Below are 21,659 nucleotides of genomic sequence, written 5' to 3'. Positions count from 1 at the left end.
AGCACACCAGACAAAAGGGCCGGCAGTTCCGCTGCCGGCCTTTTTCGATTTCCTTTAAGCACCCAGAGCAAGTGGCCCATCCTTCGAGACAGCGCTACGCGCTTCCTCAGGATGAGGTGATATGTGTTGCCAGGCTGGTGAGAGGCCTACCTTCCCACACCCTCATCCTGAGGAGCCGCGCAAGCGGCGTCTCGAAGGATGGGCCGCATACGCCAACCGAAACTCACTCCTGCAACAGACACCGGATTTTCGCAAACGGCTGTAGGCTTCAGGTCCTGGAAGCGATAGACAGGAATGAATTGGGCTCGTCCCGGTCTTGATCCTCCAGGTAGCGAGTTGCCCGTTCCATGACCCCCGTTTCAGACATTCCCTTTCAGGCATCCAACAGGCGCACCGTTCTTTCCTGGGCGCTGTTCGACTGGGCGGCGCAGCCGTTCTTCACGCTGATTACCACCTTCGTCTTTGCGCCCTATTTTGCCTCGACTCTGGCTGCGACGCCCGCCGAAGGCCAGTCGCTGTGGGGATACGCCACCGCGGCTGCCGGGCTGTGCATTGCCGTTGCCGCTCCCGTTCTGGGGTCCGTTGCGGATGCGACCGGACGGCGAAAACGCTGGATCCTTGTCTTCTCGCTGCCCTTCGTCATCTGCTGCTGGGCCTTCTGGTACGCTGCACCGGGAAGCCCGAACAGCATCGCCATAGCCCTCGTCGCCTTTGCCATCGGCACGCTGTCCATCGAAATCGCTACCGTCTTCAACAATGCCATGATGCCTTCGCTGGTGCCGCCGGAACGCATCGGGCGCCTGTCCAGCTTCGGCTGGGCGCTTGGCTATGCCAGCGGCCTGATCACCCTTGTGATAGCGCTTGGATTTTTCGCTGCCAGCCCCGAAACGGGCAAGACCCTGCTCGGTTTCCAGCCGGTCCTGGGGCTCGATGCAGCGACACGGGAAGGCGACCGGGCCGCTGGTCCGTTCTCAGCGCTCTGGTATCTTGTTTTCGTCCTGCCGATGTTCCTGTTCGTGCCGGATGTACCGCATCAGTCGAAAATCGGCCCTGCCGTTCGCACTGGAGTGGCAACCCTGCTCACGAGCCTGGCTCAGGCACGAACCAACAAGAACATTTTCCTGTTCCTTCTCGCCAACATGATCTTCAAGGACGGTCTCGTCGCCCTCTTCGCCTTCGGCGGTATCTATGCCGCTGGCCAGCTCGGCTGGGGCTCCATCGAAATCGGCACCTTCGGCATCATCCTGACCGTCACCGGGACCCTTGGCCTGTTGTTCGGCGGGCCGCTGGACGACCGCTTTGGAGCCAAGCCGGTGATCGTTTTCTCGCTTGTCGTTCTGATGGTCTGCGGCCTCGGCATCATCTCCATCGACAAGACAACGGTGTTTTTTGTCATCAAGACCGCCGCGGCCCCTGAAGGCGCGCTTTTCGCGTCTCTGCCGGAACAGGTCTTCATTGCCCTTGGCGGTGTCATTGGCGCGGTGTCCGGCCCCATGCAGGCTTCATGCCGCAGTCTTCTGGTCCGCATTACCCCGCCTCAGCACGCAACCCAGTATTTCGGCCTTCTGGCCCTGTCAGGAAAAGTCACCAGCTTCCTCGCTCCGCTCACCGTTGGCGTGGTAACCGCGCTCACAGCCAGCCAACCGGCAGGCATGTCTGTCATCCTGGTGTTTTTCGGCATCGGCCTGATGTTGCTGCTGAAAGTGCGGGAGCGATAAAACGCGCACCGGGGTGGGTGTTGCCCAAACAAAAACGCGCCGGAAAAATCCGGCGCGTTTGATGTTTGCTCTGGTGAGGTCTTGCGTCAGGCAACCTGACGGACGTTGGCAAGGAAGCCTTCGACTTCCTGCTTGAGGCGGTCCGCTTCCGTTTGCAGCACGTTGGCGGAGGCCGAAACCTGACGGGCCGCGCTGCCGGTGTCGTCTGCCGAGGCAGCCACCTTGACGATGTTCTGCGCAACTTCCTGGGTGCCGTTGGAGGCTTCCTGGATGTTGCGGGCGATCTCGTCGGTGGCAAGACCCTGCTGTTCAACCGAAGACTGGATGGACGAAGAAATCTCGTTCATCTTTTCGATTGTTTCGGAGATGCCCTTGATGGCATCGACAGAACCGGCGGTTTCCGTCTGCACCGACTGGATCTGCAGCGAGATTTCCTCGGTCGCCTTGGCTGTCTGGTTGGCCAGTTCCTTCACCTCGGCGGCCACAACGGCAAAGCCCTTGCCGGCTTCCCCGGCACGCGCCGCTTCGATGGTCGCGTTCAGCGCCAGAAGGTTTGTCTGCTCGGCGATGTCGGTGATCAACTTGACCACTTCGCTGATCCGGTTGGCAGCTTCCGCGAGCCCTTCGATCTTGCTGTTTGTCGACTTGGCCTGCTCCACGGCATGCGACGCAATCTCCGAGGACTGTGTCATCTGGCGGGAGATTTCGCCGACGGAAGCCATCAGCTCCTCTGCAGCGGATGCGACCGTTTCCACGTTCGACGAGGCTTCTTCGGAGGCGGCGGCCACTGCCGTACTCTTTTCGCTGGTGTCGTCGGCACCCGCCGTCAGCGTCACCGACGCCGCGTTGAGGTCCTGCACCTGATGCATCACGGTCTGGGTCAGCTCGGAGATCTGGCGGTCGAAATTCTGCGACAGCTCGCTGATCCGGCTTGCGCGGGCCAGTTGCTGGCGCTGTGCTTCTTCCTGCTCGGCGGCCAGGGCTTCGGCCTGCTGCGCCTTTTCGCGGAACACTTCGAGAGCATTGCTGATCTCGCCGATTTCGTCGTGGCGGTCCGTGTCCTGGATCGGCTCGTCATAGCGGCGGTCGATAAGTGCCTGAATGCTGCCAACGGCGCGTTCCAGCGGGCGGCGAACAATGGTGTTACCGACGAAGTAGATGGACAATGCCACCACGATGAGCAGCACGACACCCACGATGATAATCATGGTGGTGATCGAGGATGATGCCGCATTGAGGGTTGAAAGCGGCACGTTGACCACAACGGCCAGCTTGGCATCGGTACCGGTCACGCTGACCGGCATGACGATACGGTGCACATCGGTGCCGAGCGTGTTGGAGTATCCGTCATAGGCAAAGGGTTCGCCGTTCTTGACCGCCGCCAGAAGCTTGTCCTGCACGGCGAGATCGGCTTCAGATCGGCCTTCCGTCCACGGCTTGCCGAGAACTGCCGGATCCGGATGAGCGATCCAGACGCCGTTCTGAGACAGGAGGTGGACCGACCCCGTATCCAGCGGGCGCTGTTTGCCCAGCACTTCAGACAGCGGGGTCAGAAGAATATCGCCACCAGCAACACCGATGACCGTGCCGCCGTCGCGGATTGGGGATGAGAACGACACGCCGGTCACGACCTTGCCGTCGGCATCCCAGTTATAGGGTTCCGTCATGTAGTCCTTGCCGGACACATAGGCACCGTTGAACCAGAGGTCGCCGGCGTCACTCAAGTCTCCGACGGTGATTTCCTCGATCGGCCGGTAGGTCAGGGTGCCGTCCGGCTTGCGGAAATAGTAGGGCTGCCACTGTCCACCGACAGCCCATCTCTCGTTGCCCTTCAACTCCGCGTCCCTGCCGTCAAGCTTGTCACCGGCGATCACGCCCCAGGTGCCAGCAAGATCCATGTTGGTCAGCGTTGCGTTTTCAACAACAGAGTTCCAGGCTTCTCGATCAATCACACCGGCTTTTTTCATGCCGCTGAGGGAACTCGCCAATGCCTGTGCGGACTTGAGACCGTTTTCCAGACCGTTCTGCACAAACTCGGCCTGCTCACGCGCCACGGCCTCGGCTTCCGAGCGCGCCAGGTCTCCTGTAATCCGGGAAGCTTCCCATGCGATAAAACTAATGCCGACCACCAGGGCGACAGTAAGGGTAGCCGCACTGGCTCCTATTAGCTTTGTTGTGACCTTCGCGCGTCCAAACACCGGCAATCTCCGTGAATCGCAAGAAAAAGGCAGGCCAATACCTGCCGAAACTTACGTCACACTACCCTACCGTGCGTTAACAAGGTCTTCAGCGAACCCAATTTTCCGTGTTGTTGCGGTATTTTTTAGATGAAATTTCAGATTAATATCTAGCTAATACGTAAAGCAGAAAGGTATACCCAAAAAAGAAGGGCCGGTCCTCGCGGAAACCGACCCTTCAAATCGACGAATGTCAGAAATTAATGCCTGAAATGACGCATGCCGGTCATCACCATTGCAAGGCCTGCCTCGTCGGCTGCCGCAATCACATCCTCATCGCGCATGGACCCGCCCGGCTGGATCACGGCTGTCGCACCGGCTTCGGCTGCGGACAGAAGACCATCGGCAAACGGGAAGAAGGCATCGGAGGCGACCACACAACCCTTTGTGAGCGGCTCGGAAAGGCCTGCAGCTTCGGTCGCGTCCAGCGCCTTGCGAGCGGCGATGCGCGCGGAATCCACACGGCTCATCTGGCCGGCGCCAACACCAACCGTCGCGCCGTCCTTGGCATAGACAATGGCGTTGGACTTCACATGCTTGGCGACCCGGAAGGCAAATTTCAGATCAGCCAGTTCCTGCTCGCTCGGAGCGCGCTTGGTGACAACCTTGAGGTCAAGGTCGTCGACCACGCCATTATCGCGTGACTGGACCAGAAGACCGCCAGCGACGGATTTGACGAACAGGCCCTTGGCGCGCGCATCGGCAAGGCCGCCGGTGACCAGAAGGCGCAGGTTCTTTTTCCCCGCGATGATTTCCCGTGCCGCATCATCGGCATCCGGCGCGATGATGACTTCGGTGAACATCTTGACGATCTCTTCCGCCGCAGCAGCGTCCAGCGTCTGGTTCAGGGCAACAATGCCGCCAAAGGCGGAAACCGGGTCGCAGCGCAGGGCCAGCTCGTAAGCTTCCTTCAGGCTGGTGCCTTCGGCAACGCCGCAAGGGTTGGCATGCTTGATGATGGCGACGGCGCTCGTGCGGGCCGGATCGAACTCGCTCACCAGCTCGAACGCGGCGTCCGTGTCGTTGATGTTGTTGTAGGAAAGGGTCTTGCCCTGCAACTGCCTGGCCGTGGCCACACCCGGACGCTGCTCTCCGGTGGTGTAGAAACCGGCCGTCTGATGCGGGTTTTCGCCATAGCGCATGACTTCGGCAAGGCTGCCGCCAACCGCGCGGTGGGCGGGCGTTGCCTCGTCCAGTTGATCCGCCATCCAGTTGGAAACAGCGGCATCATAGGCAGCCGTCCGGGCAAATGCCTTCTGTGCCAGCTTCTTGCGCAGCGCCAGCGGTGCCTTGCCGTCGTTGGCATCAAGCTCGGAAATCACCGCATCGTAGTCGGCCGGGTCGGTGACGACGGTGACATAAGCATGGTTCTTGGCAGCCGCACGGGTCATCGCCGGACCGCCAATGTCAATGTTTTCGATACCGGTGGCATAGTCGGCGCCGGAGGCGACAACGTCCTCGAACGGATAGAGATTGCCGCAGAAGAGGTCGATGCCGACGATGTCATGCTCGCTCATCGCCTTCTGGTGGTCCGCATCGTCACGGACCGACAACAGACCGCCATGCACCTTCGGATGCAGCGTCTTCACGCGGCCATCCATGATTTCCGGAAAGTCGGTGACTTCGGAAATATCCAGAACCGCAAGCCCGGCTTCCTTCAGCGCCTTGTAGGAACCGCCGGTGGAAACCAGCTCGACACCGCGCTCGGACAGCGCTTTTGCAAAGTCGACAAGGCCGGTCTTGTCGAAGACGGACAGAAGCGCACGCTTGACGGAAACCAGCTCGGGAACAGGTACGGCTTTGGACACAATGGCCATGAATTTGCCTCGCAATAGGGGACGATCCGGGAATTGCCGTCGCCCTATCACGTCTTCAGCAAAAGCGGAAGGTCTCTATTCTTCCAGCGGCAGCTCGTCCGGCTCATCGAAATCGCTGGTGCCGCGCCGGCTGAGCTTCGCCGTCGCCGTCTTGCGGAACTGCCACCCGACCGAAGGGGCTTCGAGCACGGCACCGGTGATCACGATCTGCTCGCTCTTGCGATGACCGTAGACATCGGACAGATAGATGCTTTCTTCCAGCATGACTTCCGTACCCGGCGCCTCGAATTCCCACGCTTCGCCATCGCGGCAGACCAGCAGCACCGCCGATCCGCCCCGGATGAGCGAGCTGCGCAGGCCCGGGTGCAGGTGAAAACGGATCGCATAGTGGTTTTCCCGGTCGACCTGTGCGATTGCCGAGAACGTATCGATGCCATCCAGCACCGTGCCATCGCCTGCAAGGCGAATGTCCCTTTCATGCAGAACGTGGAACTCGCTCGCATAGCCGTCATGGGAGGCGGTGATCCGGCTTCCGGCAGCATCGTCTTCCCGCTCCACCGGCACCTTGACCGGTCCGGACAGGATGGGAGCGCCCAGAATATGCCCGAAAGGCCGGTCGGACAGGAACCGGCAGGAAGACGTATCCTCGATCACCGCCGTTGAATGAGCGGGCGTCGAGCGGCTGACCCGGCGCCAGGCCGGATTGGACTTGGGTGAAACGCCGCAATTGACGACGATGCGGTTGCTGCCGGAGGAAAACTCGAAGGACAGGCAGCCTGCATGGGCGTCGCGGGAAACACCCACCGCAGGGGCAGGGCCGGTGTCGATCACGACGACGGATGTCCCGCCAATGAGACGCTGATAGCCCGAATGCGGCGCGTTGAGCGGCGGCGCGCCGCGTGCATCGTCATACGCCAGAATGGTCGCGACAAGATCGCTGGGCGTGGAGCCCATACCGTTGAAATGCGCAAGCGCCCCGTCGCCATGACGGAAGAAGCGCAAGAGCGGCATCATCCGGTCCACCGACTGCACCATGGCCGGCGGCACTTCCAGCCCCTGGGCCACGAAGGCCTGACGAACCGGCAGCAGATCCGCCAGAATGTCGATCAGCGCTTTCGGATTGCGCGATATGTGGCCGCCATCCGGCAGGATCTGGCGCGTCAGCTCCTGATCCAGTCGCCGGATGCTCTGGCGCGCGAAACGGCCTTGCCCGGCCATGGAGATGCAGGCAGAGGCCATGGCCAGCGCCGCATGCAGGCGCTCTACGCCGTCTTCCGTTTCATTGATGGTCTGGCGCAGATAGCGCACCTGACGGGCCAGCGACCGTACGAAACTGCGGTAGAACTCGTGGTCGCCGTCTTGAAGAATGAAGGGCGAATGGGCCAGCCAGGACAGGATGCGGCGCGTGACGACCGACGCTTCCCAGCCGATGTCGTGCCAACGGCCGCAGAACCTGATCCAGTCTTCCACCAGAGCCCGGGCATTTTGCCGGGAGATCTGGCTGTCGGCGGCCCGAAGATCCCGCATCCAGCCGAAACTGTGCAACTCGCGCTGCCAGTCTTCATGAACGGCCTTCAGTTCGAACGGAGATCTGCCTTGCGTTTCCACCAGATGGCCGGAAAACAGAAAGCGACCGCCGTAGATATCGGCGGCATTTGTCGCGTCAGCAGTACGCAGATCCTGCGGCGCGAGGAGCAGGCGCGCAGGCACAGCCGAAAACGGACGCATGCGGAACAGCGGCCCGCCATGCATCCATTTCAAGGAGCGTTGCCAAATATGCAGGGCCAAGAGCCGCCAGACGCGGCTTCTTTCACTGAGGCTTGCAGTATTCACCAAACCATCTCCAAAACTGATGGTTTTTGCGCGTTTATGGGGTGTCTCCGGTATCTATTTCTGGAAACGAACCATTAAGGTTAGCATTTCATTTAAAGAATCATTGCAAGTGAACAGTTTATTCCGCGTTAAAACCGGCGGACTCTTGCGGCAAAAAAGCCGTCCATGCCCTTGCTCACAGGGTCCACGGCGGCGCTATGGCAGGGCAGACAGCGAAGATAGCCTTCTTGCGTGACACAATCGGCAAGACCGCCCACCTCGCCGGCGTCGACCGGAACCAGCTCGATTTTCCCGCTCTGCCTGTCCAGAAAAGCGGACACCTGGGCTTCACCCTCGGCCGCTTCCAGCGAACACGTGCAATAGACGATCAGGCCGCCCGGCTTCACCCAACTGATCACCCTGTCCAACAGCTCACTCTGGATTTCCGTCAGTTTTTCAATGTCATAGGGCTTCTTGATCCAGGGCACATCGGGGTGCCTGCGGATCGTTCCCGTTGCGCTGCAGGGCGCATCGAGCAGGATCGCGTCAAAGGGCTCCTCCGGCTCGAAGGCCCGAAGATCCGCCGCAACCGTTTCAACACTCAGGCCAAGCCGGCTCATGTTCTCTTCAAGGCGCTTCAAGCGCGCTTTCGAAATATCAACCGCAGTGACGGAAGCGCCGGCGGCGGCTAATTGCGCGGTCTTGCCGCCCGGTGCGGCACAAAGATCGGCAACACGCAGACCCTTCACGTCGCCCAGCAGACGAGCGGGAAGCGCCGCAGCGGCGTCCTGCACCCACCATTGCCCGTCGCCGTACCCTTCCAGAGCGTCGACAGCCCCCTTGCGCACAACGCGGATGCTGCCTGCCCCCACGATCTGGCCGTCCAGCTTTTGGGCCCATCCTTCCGGATCCGCCTTTACAGACAGATCGAGCGCGGCTTCATTTTCGTGAGCCTGCGCAATCTCGCGCGCCGTCTCCGCTCCATAGGCCGCCTGCCAGCTTTCCATCATCCAGTCAGGCGTGTTCAGGACGGCAGCGTCGAGATCGGCCGTTACGTCGTCCCGCTCGCGCCCCAGCCGCCGCAGCACACCGTTGACCAGACCCTTGTAGGGCCGGGCACGGCGGTCGAAGCCGGCATGGTCGACAGCAAGAGAGACCGCTGCGCGATCCGGAATGTCGAGAAAAAGCATCTGGGCAATGGCCACATGCAGAATATCCAGAACCCGCCCCGTCTTTTCCGGGATCGGCCGGTCGAGCAAGCGGTCCAGAATTTCGGCAATCTCCCCCCGATGGCGCAAGGCTGCACCGATGATCGCGCGCACCAGCGAGCGGTCGTTGGCAGCGAGCGCACGAAACCCGGAATGACCGGATGCGATGTCCAACTCGCCGTCGAGAGGCCGTTTCTTGTGAACGACGTTGCCAAGGATATCGGTAGCCACCTTGCGCGCGGCGAACCCCGGCTTTTCGGCCTGTTCCGTTGCCGGTTTGCCGGCTGGCTTCTGTTTGTTATTGGGCCGTTTGGTCAAGGGTCAATCCATTCACGCAGCCGGCCGTGCTGTTGCGGCCGGTATCAAAATCAAGCGCCGCAGACCGGTCTGCCGGTCGCGGCGCATCTGGTTATATTAGAGCCGGGCAGTGTTCCGGCAAAGCTGTTTTTGCCGTGGAGCCGGACCTTCCGGGGGACAGAAACCTATCCCCACGGTCCTTTCGGGCGGCGCGGTTCGCTGGATGGACCGGTTGAACCGGCGCTACCCCAGGGACCGGACTGCCGCGGAGCCTGGCGGGTAAACGACGTCGGACCGCTCCTGCCGCCGGTGCCCAGACCCGCGTCAGCCAGCTTGCGCAATTCGTTAATGCGGTTCTGGGTGTTCGGGTGGGTCGAGAAAAGGTTGTCCATGCGCTCACCGGACAGCGGGTTCATGATGAACATGTGCGCCGTCGCCGGATTGGCTTCCGCATCCGGATTGTGGATGTGTTCGACACCCCGCGAAATTTTCGCCAGCGCGGATGCGAGCGACATGGGTTCACCGCAGATCTCTGCCCCCCTCCGGTCGGCCGCATATTCGCGGGTCCGGGAAATCGCCATCTGCACCACCATCGCCGCCAGCGGCGCGACGACCATCATCAGGATGACCCCGACGATGCCGAGCGGATTGTTGCGGTTGCCGCCGAAGAAGAAGGCAAAATTGGCCAGCATGGAAATCGCACCGGCAATCGTCGCCGTGATCGTCATGATCAGCGTGTCGTGGTGCTTCACATGCGCCAGCTCATGCGCCATCACGCCGGCAATTTCATCGGGCGTCAGCATGTCGAGCAGCCCGGTTGTCGCGGCCACGGCGGCATTTTGCGGGTTCCGGCCGGTCGCAAAGGCGTTCGGCTGCGGATTGTTGATGATATAGACCTTGGGCATGGGCAGTTCGGCATTCTGTGCCAACCGCTGTATCATGCGGTAGAATTCGGGAGCTTCGCGCTCGTTCACCTCCCGCGCATGATGCATGCGCAGAACCATCTTGTCCGCGTTCCAGTAACTGAACAGGTTCATGGCGGCCGCAATGAGCAGCGCGATCAGCATGCCCGACTGACCGCCGATCATGAAACCGATCCCCATGAACAAGGCGGTCATCGCCGCCAGAAGCATTGCTGTGCGAATATAGTTCATCGCCGCGTGTTTCCGTTTCTGTTCCAATTACGACTGCTTGCAGAAGGGCACGTTTTGGCCTTTCTATCCTTTCAACAGATGGGGAGTGCTGCCATCCTTGGCAAGATTACCCTATATACGCCAGACGAGACCGCAGAACCGGACCACGAAGAGCCATGACAGAAACACCGGACAGCCCGACGAGCCGCTACAGCCAGAGCGACGCTCCTTCCCTGAAGACCTCGGTCGAGGAAGCTCCGAAGCGGACATTCGAAGACCTGCCGCCGGCCGCCCAGCGCGCTTTGCTGGAAGCCGAGGAACGGCGCAAGGAAATCGACGCCAGACAGCAGAACCTGCCCGAAGAGATCAACGGACGCGGCGGGCTGGAACCCACCCGCTACGACGATTGGGAGATCAAGGGATTGACGTCGGACTTCTGAGAAGCCGGTCCTGGCCTGTTTGCTTGTTAAAGAACTTGACGCATGGGACGGCAAAGACACCGCGTTTCTGGAAACGCTCTTCCGCCAGAACGAAGGAAAGCATGACTTCCTGCGAAGGCTGATCACTTCCTGTGACACTCGGGATATGCAACGCGGTGCCACTCGGCTGATAAAGACCAATCCGGTCTTCACCGTGACGGTGGCAATTCTGCCTCTTGAAGGGTAAGTTGCCGCCCCCACTTGAAAATTGCAGTTGATATCAATTGATTTTCTTAAGGACTGGCAGATGACGATCAGGTTTTACAGCATCAACGATGCCTATGGCTGCTTTTCTAATTTTTCACCGCATCCGATTCAGATCGGGCGGGTCTGGCCGACGTCAGAACACTATTTCCAGGCGCAAAAATTCAGTGACCTTGCGTTGCATGACAAGATTTGCCGTGACCCGTCACCCATGCGTGCGGCACAAATCGGCCGGAGCCGAAAGCACCCCCTCAGGCCCGACTGGGAAGACATCAAACTCGACGTCATGAGAACGGCGCTTTTGGCAAAGTTCACGCAGCACAACGACCTGCGCACAATCCTGTTGGAAACAAAGGGGCAGGATCTCGTTGAACACACACCGCATGACCACTTCTGGGCGGACGGCGGCGATGGCTCCGGTAAGAATATGTTGGGGTCCTTGCTAATGGAGCTGCGCGCCGTCCTGGCCCCCGATGGCAGCTTGCAAGGCCCATTTAGCGGATACGAGGAAATCAAACTGGCTGAAACCGACTGATTTTACCGTGACAGGCAGCCTGATTTCTTCGCTGACCTCGGGACTGTCAGGACCATAGATTGCATGTCAAAGATAATTCTTGGCTTCGTTTCTAGACGAGTTTCCGCACCTCCGCCGCGACAGCCTTTGCGAGGTCTGCCTGCGGTTCTGCCTCGAAATGTACGGCATCGATCGGACTGGCCGAAATGACCGTGCCCGTATCGAAAAACGCCGCGCCATATTCCGCCGCCTTCTCACGGTAACAGTCTGCCAGGCGATGAGATTCGGCGACACTCAGGTCACTGAACTGTGCCGCGTAAGGCGTTCCTGCCAGAGGCGCCAGCGGCGGCGGCGCCATCAACAGCACTTTCGGCGCCCGTCCTTCGACATCGTCCGTCGGCCTGCGGGCAAAATCCAGAAGGCGTCCCATGGCAATCGCGATTGTTTCCGCGTTCATGCCGAAGCGGGCCTGAAGGTCGTTGGTACCGAGCATGATGATCAGAATGTCGATGGGCATATGCGTCTTGCGGACGGTCGCCAGATGCGCAAGGCCGTTCTTGTCGCCCTTGACCGGATCCTCAAAGACCGTCGTTCGACCGTTGACGCCTTCTTCCGCCACATAAAACCCGTCGCCAAGTTCCTTCTGCAAAAGCCGGGTCCAGCGGACATCGTGGCCATAGCGGGACTTGTCGACCGGGTTGAAGCCCCAGGTGAGGGAATCGCCGAAACAAACAACGGTGACGGGATCTTTTCTTGTTTCCGACATCATGGACCCTGCTCAGGTGTACGCCCTGTTGAAAAAGCCGGCGGACTTCGTTTCTGCCGAAAGTTCCGCAACTTTCATTTTCTACAGGGTCTTCGTTGATGATCAAGGACTTCCGGGCAAAAGCCGTCAGGCAACCGCTGCAATTGTTGTCCCCTGCCCTGCTTGGTTAATAAGGGATTTACCACACCGGCTATAGGGTCTGAGCGAAGTTATGCGTAACGAATGCCGGATCATTCATGCTTGCCAGCAAAAAAGCCTATCAGCGCGGTGCGTCCCTGCCGAGCTCCAATCCGTTTCAACGCCTTGCCGACCTTTTGAGCGGCGAGACGCCCGGGCTCGAACCGATTGTCATGACGATTGGCGAACCGCAACATGCGATTCCAGACTTCACGGCCGAAGTTCTGGCGGAGAATATGGCCGGTTTCCGCCGTTATCCGCCGATTGACGGCTCGCCGGAATTCAGGACCACCGTCGCATCCTGGCTGGACCGCCGCTACAACCTTGGGGGTTTGATCGACGCCGAGCATGGCGTGTTGCCGCTGAACGGATCGCGTGAAGGCCTGTCCTTCGGCGCCATTGCCGCCCGTGACCAACTGAACAAGGGGCTGGACCACCCCGTGGTGATTCTGCCCAACCCGTTCTACCAGACCTACGCTGCCGCAGCGCATGTGGCCGACGCGGAAGCCGTGTTGCTGGATGCGGTTGCCGGCAACAACTTTTTGCCAGATCTCGACAATCTGGATGCGGACCTTCTGGAAAACACCGTCGCCTTTTATGTCGCCTCGCCCACCAATCCGGAAGGCTTTGTCGCCGATACCGCCTATTGGCAGCGCCTGATCGGACTGGCCCGCAAGCACCGCTTCTACATTTTCGCCGACGAATGCTATTCGGAAATCTACCGCGAGACGCCGCCCGTCGGCATTCTGGAAGCGGCAAGGGATCTGAACGAGGAGCAGGACGGAGGCTTTTCCAACATCATCGTCCTCAACTCCCTGTCCAAGCGCTCCAACCTGGCAGGCCTGCGCTGCGGTTTTGCCGCGGGCGATCCCGAGTTCCTGAAAAAATGGGTGAAGTTCCGGGGCCTTGCCGCACCGCAAGTCCCGCTGCCGGCTCAGGCCGTTGCCGTGAGGGCCTATCAGGACGAAACCCATGTCGCCGAAAACCGCAGGCTCTACAACGAAAAATTCGAAGTTGCCGAAAAACACCTTGGCCCGATCCTCGGGCCGGTAACACCTGATGCCGGGTTCTTCCTGTGGCTGGATATCAGCCGCTGGGGCGACGCCGTTTCAGTTACCAAGGCCTTGTGGACGGAAATCGGGCTCAAGGTTCTGCCGGGCAGCTATCTGGCCACAGACCAGGAAGATGGCAGCAACCCCGGGCGGAACTACATTCGCATCAGCCTGACGGCGCCGCTGGAACAGACCGAGATCGCTCTGGAGCGACTGGCGAAATGGATGGGAGACAAGGCATGAGGCGGGCCAGCGCAATTCGCGGCAACGGCCGCAGATCTTCGGTTGATCTTCTGGACACCGAAAGCCCGCTGAAGCGGTTCATGCGGCGCAACCTCGTCGGGGCCGCCGGTCTTGGCATCATTGCGCTGACAGCCATGCTTGCAGCGAGCCTTGCAACCTGGTCCGTCAGCGATCCGAGCCTCAACCACGCCACCGGCGGCCAGGTGCGCAATGCGCTCGGAACGCCCGGTGCGATCCTCGCCGACATTCTGATGCAGACCATCGGTCTGGCAACCGCCGTGTTCCTGGTCCCGATGGTTCTTTGGGGCTGGCGGCTTCTGACCGGACACGTGCTTGGCATTGGCCGCAAACGCCTTGTTTTCTGGTTGCTCGGCACGAGCCTTGCCGCCGGAGCCCTGGCCTCCCTGCCGGTTCCCGAAAGCTGGCCGCTGCCCACCGGTCTCGGTGGTTTCTTCGGCGACACCGTTCACCACCTCCCGGCACTCATCACGGACAACATGACAAGCGGTGCCGCGACGATTGTCGGCGCGCTTGGACTTGGCGTTCCTGCCGTCCTTTGCCTGCTGGCGGCTGCCGGATGGCTGGGCAAGGTCGGTGCGCCCTCCGAAAGGATCAAACCCGTCGCGGGTCCGGTCGGTCATGGCAAGGCAGCCGAACAGGAACTCGACTTCGATGACGACGATGGCGAATCGCGTATCGGGATCTTTTTCAGCGCCTTTGTCGGCCAGGTGGAGCATTACGGCTTTCTGGCCGCCGCACAGCTGCGCCGGTTGACCGGCCTGAAACGCAGCCAGCCCCAGGAAGAGGAAGAATACTGGGACGAGGGCGAGGACGACGACGTCGACCACGAACCGGAAGACACCCGTCAGGGCAGCCGCCTGAAGGCTTTCCGCAGGGCACTGGCTGGTCGTCTGATACCGGAAGACGACGACGGCCTGGACGATTTTTACCAGCGTGGCCGCCACGGAGACGACTCCGAAGAACCCTATGCGGAAGACTATTACGACGAGGAAGGCGACACCTTCGCGCCGGATGATCTGATGATCGACAAGGGGCCCGTGACCGGACGCTCCGCCGTCCCGGTCGGCATAGCCGCGCCGGACTCCGCGCCGCAGGCACCGGCTCAGCCGGCATCGAACGGCCGCGTCATCCCCCCGGCTCCGCGTCCGAAACAGAGCAAGCGGGCAATTTCAGAGGCGCAGCCCTCCTTCCTCGGCGCACCGGAAGAATACGAACTGCCGCCGCTGCGGCTTCTGGCCGAGCCGAAGGTCGCCGGCAAGGTGCCGGGCCTGTCCGCCGATGCGCTGGAACAGAATGCCCGCATTCTGGAAGGTGTGCTTGAGGACTTTGGCGTGCGCGGCGAAATCATCGAGGTGCGCCCGGGACCGGTCGTCACCCTTTATGAACTGGAACCCGCGCCTGGCATCAAATCCTCGCGCGTCATCGGCCTTGCCGACGACATTGCCCGCTCCATGAGCGCGATTTCCGCCCGCGTGGCCGTGATCCCGGGCAAGAACGCCATCGGGATCGAACTGCCGAACGCCCGCCGCGAGACCGTGTACCTGCGCGAGCTGCTGGCCGCCCAGGACTTCGAAAAGTCCAAGGCCAAGCTTGCGCTGGCCCTCGGCAAGACCATCAACGGCGAAAGCGTCGTTGCGGATCTGGCCCGCATGCCGCACTTGCTGGTCGCCGGGACTACCGGTTCGGGCAAGTCGGTCTCGATCAACACCATGATCCTGTCGCTGCTCTACCGGCTGACGCCGGAAGAGTGCAAGATGATCATGATCGACCCGAAGATGCTGGAACTGTCCATCTACGACGGTATTCCGCATCTGCTGACGCCGGTCGTGACCGATCCGAAAAAAGCCGTCGTCGCCTTGAAGTGGACCGTCCGCGAGATGGAGGACCGCTACAAGAAGATGTCCAAGATGGGCGTCCGCAACATCGACGGCTACAACACCCGCATCAAGCAGGCGCTGGAAAAGAACGAGACGTTCACCCGCACCGTCCAGACCGGTTTCGACCGCGACACCGGCCAGCCGATCTACGAGGACGAGGAACTGCCGCTCGAAGCGATGCCGTATATCGTCGTTGTCGTCGACGAAATGGCCGACCTGATGATGGTGGCCGGCAAGGACATCGAAGGCGCCATCCAGCGTCTGGCACAGATGGCCCGTGCCGCCGGCATCCACCTGATCATGGCAACGCAGCGCCCGTCGGTGGACGTCATCACCGGTACGATCAAGGCCAACTTCCCGACCCGTATTTCCTTCCAGGTGACGTCGAAGATCGACAGCCGCACCATCCTGGGCGAAATGGGGGCCGAGCAGCTGCTGGGCATGGGCGACATGCTTTACATGGCCGGTGGCGGCCGCATTCAGCGTGTGCACGGGCCGTTCGTTTCCGATGACGAGGTCGAGGATATCGTCAAGCACCTGAAGGTTCAGGGCACGCCGCAATATCTGGAAGCCGTGACCGAGGAAGAAGACGAGGGCGAAAGCCCCTATGACGGTGGCGGTCTTGCCGGTGGTGACGAAGGGAACGACCTTTACGACAAGGCGGTTGCCATCGTGCTGCGCGACAAGAAGGCCTCGACCTCCTACGTCCAGCGGCGGCTTTCCATCGGCTACAACCGCGCCGCCTCGCTGATCGAGCGCATGGAAAACGAAGGCCTGATCAGTGCCGCGAACCACGCCGGAAAGCGCGAGATTCTCGTGCAGAACGGCGTGGAAGAAGATTTTTGATGGTAGACTGCCAAAGCTTTGCCACACACACTCCCTAGCTAAGGGAAAACGTGTCACAGAGAGACCGATTTAGGACATTGCAACATGCTGAAACGCTTCGCTTCCCGCCTGATCAAACCTCTGCTGGCAGTGGGCCTGGCCGCGGCACTGTCCCTGTCGGCACTGCTGCCTGCCGCAGCGCTGACCGAGCAGGAACAAAAGACCCTTACGGACCTGAACACCTATTTCAACTCGGTGAAGACCATGCATGGCGACTTCATCCAGTTCGGTCCTGACGGCAGCCAGTCCGACGGCAAGTTCTACATGGCCCGTCCGGGCAAGGTGCGCTTCTACTACAACAAGCCCTCGGTGCTCGACATCGTGGCCGACGGCAAGTCGGTGTCGGTTCGCGACCGCAAGCTGAACACCCAGGACATCTGGCCGCTCGGCCAGACGCCCCTGCGCTTTCTGCTGTCCGACGACATCGACCTGCAGAAGGACACCAACGTCACCAACGTTCTGGTGGAAGAAGACCTGATCACCGTCACGATCTTCGACAAGACCAAGTTCAATTCCGGCACGCTGACGCTGATCTTCGATGCCAAGGACTACGCCCTGAAGCAATGGACGGTGACCGACCAGCAGGGTTACGACACCTCCGTTGCAGTCTACAATGTCGTCTCCAACGGCCCGACCAATCCGGACCTGTTCAAGATCGACTATCTGGCCAACGCCCGCCAGAACAAGAACTGACCGCCCGGCTGGCCGGAACATGACTGGAGAGGCCGGCCGGCGTGCACTCGTCTTCGATCTGCTTGAAACCTACTGCGCCCGCAAAGGCTACCGCCTGACAGCGGGCGATGATCACGGCCACGCCGGCCTGGTCGAAAGCCCGTCGGGCAGACGCTGGTTCTTCAAGGGCACCCGGTTCGACCTCAACACGCTCGGCGCAACGGAAATCGCCACCGACAAAGCCTATGCCGCCACCTTTCTGAAAGCGGCTGGCCTGGCAGTGCCGGAAGGCCGCCTGGTGTTTGCACGGGACCTCCGCGAGCACAGGCAACCTCCGCAAGACCTCCTGGATTTCGCCGAGCAGCACGGGTTACCGCTTTACGTCAAACCCAATTGTGGCCGGGAAGGGCGAGACGTCGTGCGGGTTGATACCCTTCACGCGCTTCAAGATACCTTGCTCACCCTTGCCAAAAACAACGACCAACTACTGGTGCAGCCGGAAATTCGCGGACAGGAACTGAGAATTGTCGTGCTGGACGGCGAAGTGCTGTGCGCCATTGAACGGCGCCCGCCACAGATCACCGGCGATGGCCTTCGCAGCATTGCCACGTTGATCGGCGCCGATGCGCGTCTTGAGGCGGCCGATCCCCGTCTCCACATCGAACTCTCGCAGCGGGATCTGACGCTGGAAGCGATCCCCGCGCCAGGGCAGACAGTCACGCTCCTGCCGGTCGTCAATCTGTCCGCGGGTGGTACAGCCAGAATTGTGACCGGCTCCCTGGCTCCGGATCTTGCAGCCCTTGCCCGTAAAGCCGCGCAGGCGCTTGCCCTGCGTTATGCCGCCGTCGACCTGATCCTGCCGGACGCTGCCGGCGCCGAGGCGGACGCCATCGTTCTGGAGGTCAACGCCGCACCCGGCCTTGGCAACCTTGCCCGGCAAGGCTCGGAAGAGAGCGCCGCCGTCCATCAGATCTACGACCGTGTGTTCGAGGCTATGTTCGCCGGCTAGATCCTCTCTGTCCGGCCGCAAAGCGTTTAAACGCCTGGAATGACTGCCCTGAAGAGGGGAGCCGACAAAACTTGACCTTGGCGGGAGAGTTTTCAGATCCTACATGGAGCTCCAACGGAGATATCCATGCAACATTTTTCCCTTCTCGATCTTTCCCCTGTCCCGGAAGGCCAGACAGCCGCCGAAGCTCTGGCGAATACCGTCGATCTGGCGCGGGCCGCGGAGCAGGCAGGCTACCACCGCTATTGGCTGGCCGAACACCACAACATGCCGGGCATTGCCAGCGCCGCGACATCGCTCGTCATCGGGCAAGTGGCGGCGGCAACCTCCACCATGCGTGTCGGCGCGGGCGGCATCATGCTGCCCAACCACGCGCCGCTGGTCATCGCGGAACAGTTCGGCACGCTGGCAACGCTGTTTCCCGGCCGGATAGACCTCGGGCTGGGCCGCGCTCCGGGAACGGACATGGCGACGGCCAGGGCGCTTCGCCGCCACATGGCGGGAGAGGACAGCTTTCCCCAGGATGTGCAGGAACTGATGAGCTATTTCAGGCCCGCGTCCGACACCAGCAGGGTTCGGGCGATACCGGGTGAAGGCACGCAGGTTCCCATCTGGATCCTTGGTTCGAGCCTTTACGGTGCGCAGCTCGCGGCTGCCTTTGGGCTGCCCTATGCCTTTGCCTCTCATTTCGCACCGGACATGCTGGAAGAAGCACTTCAGATCTATCGCTCAACCTTCCAGCCGTCACCGCAGCTTGCCAGGCCGCATGTGATGGTGGCAGCCGGCGTGTTTGCCGCCGACACCGACAAGGAAGCCGATTACCTTCGTTCGTCCCAGCTTCTCGCTTTCGCCCGCTTGCGCATGGGCAGCCCGGGCAAATTGCCCTTGCCGGTGGAAGATGTCAGCGTCGAAATCCCGGCACCCGTTCTTAACCAGGTCGAACATGCCCTGTCCTGCTCGGCAACGGGGTCTCCGGACACCATCCGGGAGCAACTGGCGGCAATCATCGACCGCTATCAGCCGGACGAGCTGATGATCACCGGCATGATCCACGATCACGCTGCCCGCGTGAAATCCTTCCAGCTCGCGGCCGACGTCCTCAGGGAACTGGCAACAGGTTAGGGTGTGGAGCCCTCGTCAGCCGTCAAAGGCGTGACGGAAAATATGGGCGGTTTTTTCCAGCCAGTCTTGCCGCTGGGGATAGGAGCTGCCGACGACAGGCCTGAAAACGTGGCGCTCGTAGTCGAGAGCGCCACAATACGGCAGCACGCAGCGCCCCCAGATCAGCTCCAGCGGGTCTCCGAGATCTAGGCGTTCACGCTCGGCCTCGGTATCGGACGTGTTGACCACGACCGCCTTTCGGATCGACAGTAGCCCTTCCGGCAGACCTTCGGCGGTCTGCAGCCGATAGGCCACACCCGGTACCAGCACACGGTCCATCCAGCCCGCCAGGATCGCCGGCGGTTTGCCCCACCAGTTCGGATGGACGACCAGCAGCCCTTCAGCCTCTGAAATACCTGCCCTGTGCCGGGAAACGACAGGATCCTGCGAACGGGAGAGCACGTCTTCCAGCGTATCTCCGATCGAGTAGGCTTCCTCGGCCGTCAGGCAGGGGTCAAACCCTTCGGCGTAAAGATCATGATGTTCGATCTGATGCCCTTCGGCTTCCAAGGCAGCTCGCGCCCGTTGGGAAAGAGCGTGACAGAAGCTGTTGGTTCTGGGATGCGCCAGAAGGGAAAAGATACGCAACGGTCGGTTTCCTTGAAGCAATGGGGCCGGTATCAGCGCAGGTGTGTCGCAGGGGAAATTTCGTTCGGATGACTTCGCAAGTCAGATCATCGAATTCAAGCCCGGGCAGCCCAAATTACTTGGCCCCGCCGTCGTGAAGCCCTCCGGAGACAGGAATCCGACGCATAAGCAGGTGCTTACGGCCCCCGAAATCAGCAATCCGTCAATCGACCGGAGCCGGGTTCGCCGCCATTCAGGACCAAGACCGCCAACGGTCACAACCACCTGAAGAAGGACTAATCCATGCTGAAGAAATCTCTCGCTGTTCTGTGCCTCTGCCTAGCTCCGGTCGCCGCTCAGGCCATGCCCGCCGTCGGCGACATGGTCGGCACCAATCCGGAAGAAGCAACTGCAGCGCTGGCCAAGGCGGGTTGCACCGTCAAGGATTTTGAAGCCGAGGACGGCAAGATCGAAGCGAAATGCACCGATGCCGACAACCAGCTTTGGGAAGTCTATATCGATCCCAAGACCGGCAAGATCACCAACGTGAAAAACGAAGACTGATCATGGGTGTCCAGAACAACCCGCAATCGGCCGAGGGGGCGCAAAGCCCCCCCGATCTGTGGGACCCGCTGGTGCGCATCAGCCATTGGCTGATCGCCGCCGCAGTCATCGCCAATGGCCTCATCAACAAGGGCGGCGGCACAATCCATGTCTGGATAGGCTGGGGCGTTCTCGGATTGCTGATACTCCGCTTCGTGTGGGGTTTTCTCGGGCCGGCCGAAGCCAGGTTCTCCGCCTTTCCGCCCGACCCGCGCGCAGCAGTATCTCACCTCATCGACCTTGTTCGCGGCAAGCCACGTCACTATCGCTCCCATAATCCCGCCGGAGCGATGATGGTCTACGCGCTCTGGGCCTGCCTTGTCGTGGTGACCGGAACGGGCCTTTACATGACCGGCGCCAAGAGCCCCATCACGATCGCCGAGGAAAAGGCGGCGGTTGCCGCCGGTGACTGGTCGGTGCTCGTCAAGGACGATGATGGGGAAGAGGAGCACGATTCGGCACTGGGGGAAGCAGCAGAGGAAGTTCACGAAGTCGCCGCCAACCTGATGCTGATACTCGCCCTGATCCATGTCGCAGGTGTCGCAGTTGAAAGCCGTGCGATGAAGCGTAATCTGGTCCGGCCCATGCTGGTTGGCTGGAACAGGAAAAAATGACATTTTCAGGGATCAACTTGCGGCAGGGACGGCGGGAGCCAACCGCCCTTGCCGCCTTCATGCTGTTGCAATCCGTTGCCGCGATCTTCTTTGTCGGCGATGCCTTTACGGACCTGGTGATCGACGTCGACAGCCCGCATTCCGTATTCGAGTTCTTCGTCGCCTTTGTTTTGATCGTGGGCATTTTTCTGGCCGGATGGCAATTGCGGCTCACCCTGGAAAGGCTGCGGCACCAGGAGCGCGCCCTCGGTGCGGCCCGGGGCGATCTTGCGCAAATTATCGATGCTCAATTTACAGAATGGGGCCTCACCCCCGCTGAAAGCGATGTCGGCCTCCTGGCCCTGAAAGGCCTGGACCTGTCGGAGATCGCGCAGCTACGCGGTGCCGCACAGGGAACCGTGCGGGCCCAATTGACCAGAATTTACGCCAAAGCTGGCGTTTCGGGACGTCACCAGTTCGCGGCGTGGTTCGTTGAAGATCTGCTGCACGACGGACTTTCGGCAAAGCCAGAAACCGCACCGCAGGCGTGAAGCCGGCAGAAACGCTCTTTGACGAGCCTCACCTGCCGACGCTTCAAACAGGCCCGGCGACGA

Annotated in this window: 18 protein-coding genes; 11 read left to right on the top strand and 7 right to left on the bottom strand. The window is 60.9% G+C overall.

Annotated elements, in window-relative coordinates:
• The first annotated feature begins 347 nt into the window (after positions 1-347).
• A complete protein-coding gene (locus FMN63_RS08010) occupies positions 348-1,718 on the top strand; it encodes an MFS transporter (protein ID WP_148583420.1) in 1,371 nt (456 codons plus the stop codon).
• Positions 1,719-1,804: 86 nt separating this feature from the next.
• Here the strand turns inward: FMN63_RS08010 and FMN63_RS08005 are convergent, their stop codons facing one another.
• The 5 genes from FMN63_RS08005 to htpX all read right to left on the bottom strand — a co-directional run bounded on the left by FMN63_RS08005 (position 1,805) and on the right by htpX (position 10,243).
• Positions 1,805-3,916, bottom strand: coding sequence for a methyl-accepting chemotaxis protein (locus FMN63_RS08005; protein WP_148583419.1), 2,112 nt, complete (start codon positions 3,914-3,916; stop codon positions 1,805-1,807).
• 239 nt (positions 3,917-4,155) lie between these two features.
• The gene (gene purH / locus FMN63_RS08000; protein ID WP_148583418.1) at positions 4,156-5,772 is read right to left on the bottom strand and encodes a bifunctional phosphoribosylaminoimidazolecarboxamide formyltransferase/IMP cyclohydrolase; all 1,617 of its coding nucleotides are present in this window, start codon (positions 5,770-5,772) and stop codon (positions 4,156-4,158) included.
• Positions 5,773-5,847: 75 nt separating this feature from the next.
• Positions 5,848-7,524, bottom strand: coding sequence for a heparinase II/III family protein (locus FMN63_RS07995; RefSeq protein ID WP_148583469.1), 1,677 nt, complete (start codon positions 7,522-7,524; stop codon positions 5,848-5,850).
• Between the two features lie 209 nt (positions 7,525-7,733).
• On the bottom strand, positions 7,734-9,110 hold the full coding sequence (gene rsmB / locus FMN63_RS07990) for a 16S rRNA (cytosine(967)-C(5))-methyltransferase RsmB (protein WP_148583417.1): 1,377 nt from the start codon (positions 9,108-9,110) through the stop codon (positions 7,734-7,736).
• Between the two features lie 164 nt (positions 9,111-9,274).
• Complete coding sequence (htpX, locus tag FMN63_RS07985; protein ID WP_148583416.1) at positions 9,275-10,243, bottom strand: zinc metalloprotease HtpX; 969 nt, start codon at positions 10,241-10,243, stop codon at positions 9,275-9,277.
• A gap of 155 nt (positions 10,244-10,398) precedes the next feature.
• On the opposite strand from htpX, the gene FMN63_RS07980 reads away from it, so the two are divergent.
• Positions 10,399-10,662, top strand: coding sequence for a DUF1674 domain-containing protein (locus FMN63_RS07980; RefSeq protein ID WP_205513911.1), 264 nt, complete (start codon positions 10,399-10,401; stop codon positions 10,660-10,662).
• Between the two features lie 286 nt (positions 10,663-10,948).
• Positions 10,949-11,440, top strand: coding sequence for a riboflavin biosynthesis intermediates N-glycosidase (gene ybiA / locus FMN63_RS07975; protein WP_148583415.1), 492 nt, complete (start codon positions 10,949-10,951; stop codon positions 11,438-11,440).
• Positions 11,441-11,531: 91 nt separating this feature from the next.
• On the opposite strand, the gene FMN63_RS07970 is transcribed toward ybiA, so the two are convergent.
• Entirely contained in the window at positions 11,532-12,185 is a 654-nt protein-coding gene (locus FMN63_RS07970) for an SGNH/GDSL hydrolase family protein (protein WP_148583414.1), read from the bottom strand.
• Between the two features lie 236 nt (positions 12,186-12,421).
• Between FMN63_RS07970 and FMN63_RS07965 the strand changes: the two genes are divergently transcribed.
• The 5 genes from FMN63_RS07965 to FMN63_RS07945 all read left to right on the top strand — a co-directional run bounded on the left by FMN63_RS07965 (position 12,422) and on the right by FMN63_RS07945 (position 19,243).
• A complete protein-coding gene (locus FMN63_RS07965) occupies positions 12,422-13,657 on the top strand; it encodes an aminotransferase class I/II-fold pyridoxal phosphate-dependent enzyme (RefSeq protein ID WP_148583413.1) in 1,236 nt (411 codons plus the stop codon).
• Entirely contained in the window at positions 13,654-16,401 is a 2,748-nt protein-coding gene (locus tag FMN63_RS07960; RefSeq protein WP_148583412.1) for a DNA translocase FtsK, read from the top strand. Before FMN63_RS07965 ends, FMN63_RS07960 begins: the two co-directional genes overlap by 4 nt.
• 84 nt (positions 16,402-16,485) lie before the next feature.
• Positions 16,486-17,133: an outer membrane lipoprotein carrier protein LolA gene (locus FMN63_RS07955; protein ID WP_148583411.1), complete on the top strand. Its 648-nt coding sequence runs from the start codon at positions 16,486-16,488 to the stop codon at positions 17,131-17,133.
• A gap of 19 nt (positions 17,134-17,152) precedes the next feature.
• Positions 17,153-18,121 (top strand): ATP-dependent carboxylate-amine ligase, encoded by a 969-nt coding sequence (locus tag FMN63_RS07950; protein WP_162530001.1) that lies wholly within the window; start codon positions 17,153-17,155, stop codon positions 18,119-18,121.
• 126 nt (positions 18,122-18,247) lie between these two features.
• Positions 18,248-19,243 carry an LLM class flavin-dependent oxidoreductase gene (locus FMN63_RS07945; protein ID WP_148583409.1) on the top strand — a complete coding sequence of 332 codons (996 nt, stop codon included), beginning with the start codon at positions 18,248-18,250 and terminating at the stop codon, positions 19,241-19,243.
• A 15-nt stretch (positions 19,244-19,258) separates the two neighbouring features.
• On the opposite strand, the gene FMN63_RS07940 is transcribed toward FMN63_RS07945, so the two are convergent.
• Positions 19,259-19,870, bottom strand: a complete 612-nt coding sequence (locus FMN63_RS07940; RefSeq protein ID WP_162855003.1) for an NAD(P)H-dependent oxidoreductase — start codon at positions 19,868-19,870, stop codon at positions 19,259-19,261.
• 282 nt (positions 19,871-20,152) lie between these two features.
• On the opposite strand from FMN63_RS07940, the gene FMN63_RS07935 reads away from it, so the two are divergent.
• The 3 genes from FMN63_RS07935 to FMN63_RS07925 are packed head-to-tail and all read left to right on the top strand — an operon-like array spanning position 20,153 to position 21,596.
• The gene (locus FMN63_RS07935; RefSeq protein WP_148583407.1) at positions 20,153-20,413 is read left to right on the top strand and encodes a PepSY domain-containing protein; all 261 of its coding nucleotides are present in this window, start codon (positions 20,153-20,155) and stop codon (positions 20,411-20,413) included.
• 2 nt (positions 20,414-20,415) lie between these two features.
• The gene (locus tag FMN63_RS07930; RefSeq protein ID WP_148583406.1) at positions 20,416-21,066 is read left to right on the top strand and encodes a cytochrome b/b6 domain-containing protein; all 651 of its coding nucleotides are present in this window, start codon (positions 20,416-20,418) and stop codon (positions 21,064-21,066) included.
• Positions 21,063-21,596 (top strand): helix-turn-helix transcriptional regulator, encoded by a 534-nt coding sequence (locus FMN63_RS07925; protein WP_148583405.1) that lies wholly within the window; start codon positions 21,063-21,065, stop codon positions 21,594-21,596. Before FMN63_RS07930 ends, FMN63_RS07925 begins: the two co-directional genes overlap by 4 nt.
• Positions 21,597-21,659 lie beyond the last annotated feature (63 nt).

It is taken from the genome of Stappia sp. BW2, assembly GCF_008107695.1.
Classification (GTDB): Bacteria; Pseudomonadota; Alphaproteobacteria; order Rhizobiales; family Stappiaceae; genus Roseibium.
The sequence above is the reverse complement of the archived record's forward strand: the minus strand, read 5'-3'. Positions and strand labels throughout refer to the sequence as shown.

Excerpts from the sequence above, each read along its gene's own strand:
- FMN63_RS07960 (WP_148583412.1), top strand. The coding sequence starts at position 13,654 with ATGAGGCGGGCCAGCGCAATTCGCGGCAACGGCCGCAGATCTTCGGTT.
- FMN63_RS07995 (WP_148583469.1), bottom strand. The coding sequence starts at position 7,524 with ATGCATGGCGGGCCGCTGTTCCGCATGCGTCCGTTTTCGGCTGTGCCT.
- purH (WP_148583418.1), bottom strand. The coding sequence starts at position 5,772 with ATGGCCATTGTGTCCAAAGCCGTACCTGTTCCCGAGCTGGTTTCCGTC.
- FMN63_RS07950 (WP_162530001.1), top strand. The coding sequence starts at position 17,153 with ATGACTGGAGAGGCCGGCCGGCGTGCACTCGTCTTCGATCTGCTTGAA.
- FMN63_RS08010 (WP_148583420.1), top strand. The coding sequence starts at position 348 with ATGACCCCCGTTTCAGACATTCCCTTTCAGGCATCCAACAGGCGCACC.
- FMN63_RS07955 (WP_148583411.1), top strand. The coding sequence starts at position 16,486 with ATGCTGAAACGCTTCGCTTCCCGCCTGATCAAACCTCTGCTGGCAGTG.
- FMN63_RS07970 (WP_148583414.1), bottom strand. The coding sequence starts at position 12,185 with ATGTCGGAAACAAGAAAAGATCCCGTCACCGTTGTTTGTTTCGGCGAT.
- FMN63_RS07980 (WP_205513911.1), top strand. The coding sequence starts at position 10,399 with ATGACAGAAACACCGGACAGCCCGACGAGCCGCTACAGCCAGAGCGAC.
- FMN63_RS07965 (WP_148583413.1), top strand. The coding sequence starts at position 12,422 with ATGCTTGCCAGCAAAAAAGCCTATCAGCGCGGTGCGTCCCTGCCGAGC.
- htpX (WP_148583416.1), bottom strand. The coding sequence starts at position 10,243 with ATGAACTATATTCGCACAGCAATGCTTCTGGCGGCGATGACCGCCTTG.
- FMN63_RS07935 (WP_148583407.1), top strand. The coding sequence starts at position 20,153 with ATGCTGAAGAAATCTCTCGCTGTTCTGTGCCTCTGCCTAGCTCCGGTC.
- FMN63_RS07930 (WP_148583406.1), top strand. The coding sequence starts at position 20,416 with ATGGGTGTCCAGAACAACCCGCAATCGGCCGAGGGGGCGCAAAGCCCC.
- FMN63_RS07925 (WP_148583405.1), top strand. The coding sequence starts at position 21,063 with ATGACATTTTCAGGGATCAACTTGCGGCAGGGACGGCGGGAGCCAACC.
- ybiA (WP_148583415.1), top strand. The coding sequence starts at position 10,949 with ATGACGATCAGGTTTTACAGCATCAACGATGCCTATGGCTGCTTTTCT.
- FMN63_RS07945 (WP_148583409.1), top strand. The coding sequence starts at position 18,248 with ATGCAACATTTTTCCCTTCTCGATCTTTCCCCTGTCCCGGAAGGCCAG.